Source organism: Neisseria sp. P0021.S006 (assembly GCF_051956895.1).
In genome coordinates this window covers 1-1,129 of the sequence record NZ_JBQCWZ010000450.1, presented here as the reverse complement: position 1 = coordinate 1,129, position 1,129 = coordinate 1, and the positions used below count along the sequence as shown (strand labels likewise).

General features: G+C 49.0%; 1 protein-coding gene. It reads right to left on the bottom strand.

All coding sequences use genetic code 11. From position 1 onward, the window contains the following. Positions 1-91 precede the first annotated feature (91 nt). Positions 92-1,129: ATP-binding cassette domain-containing protein (locus ACTHUM_RS14910; protein ID WP_440403280.1), on the bottom strand; the 1,038-nt coding region annotated here is incomplete at its 5' end.

Sequence of the window (1,129 nt, the reverse complement as noted above, 5' to 3'; positions counted from 1 at the left end):
TGCCAATATGAAACGCTGCAAAAAATGCCGTCTGAAAACACAACTGTTTTCAGACGGCATTTCAATACCTTAATAGCTCATCAGTATGAGCTTAAACTAAGCCTTTTTTCTCCAGATAGCTTTCGTAATCGCCCAAGTAGTGTTCATATCCGCCTTTGCCATCCAATTCGATGATTTGGGTAGCCAATGAAGATACAAACTGACGGTCATGCGATACGAAAATCAGCGTGCCGTTGTATTTTTCCAGCGCCATGTTCAAGGATTCGATACTTTCCATGTCCATGTGGTTGGTCGGTTCGTCCATGACCAAAACATTGGGTTTCAACAGCAACAGTTTGCCGTACAGCATACGGCCTTTTTCGCCACCGGAGAGAACCTTCACTTTTTTCACGACATCGTTGCTGCCGAAGAGCAAGCGGCCCAAAGTGCCGCGGATGACTTGTTCGTCATCGCCTTCCTGACCCCATTGGCGCATCCATTCGCTCAGGTCCATATCGACGTCGAAGTCGTTTTCATGGTCTTGCGGGTAGTAGCCGACACTGGCTTTTTCCGCCCATTTGATGGTGCCTTCGTCCGGCAGCAGGCCGTCTGAATATTCGGGGTTGTACGCGCCTGCCAAGAGTTTCAGCAAGGTAGATTTACCTGCGCCGTTCGGGCCGATGATGGCGAGACGCTGACCTGCTTCAAGGATGAAGTTCAGGTTTTTAAATAACTGGGTTTCAAAACGTTTAGCCAGTTTTTCAACTTCTACAGCCTGACGGTGCAACTTGGCTTTTTCGTCGGCTTCAAAACGGATATACGGGTTTTGACGGGTAGAAGGTTTGACTTCTACCATCTCCGATTTGATTTTGTCTGCCTGCTTCAGACGACTGGTTGCCTGACGGGCTTTGGATTTGTTGGCAGAGAAGCGTGCAACGAACTCTTGCAGCTCTTGCAGTTTCTCTTTGGCTTTGGCGTTGTCTTTCAGGGCGCGCTCACGCGATTGGGCAGAAGCGAGCATGTAGTCGTCGTAGTTGCCCGGATAGATGGTGATGGTGTTGTAGTCCAAATCCGCCATGTGTGTGCAGACTTCGTTCAAAAAGTGACGGTCGTGCGAGATGATGATCATGGTGGAGTCGTATTGGTTCAA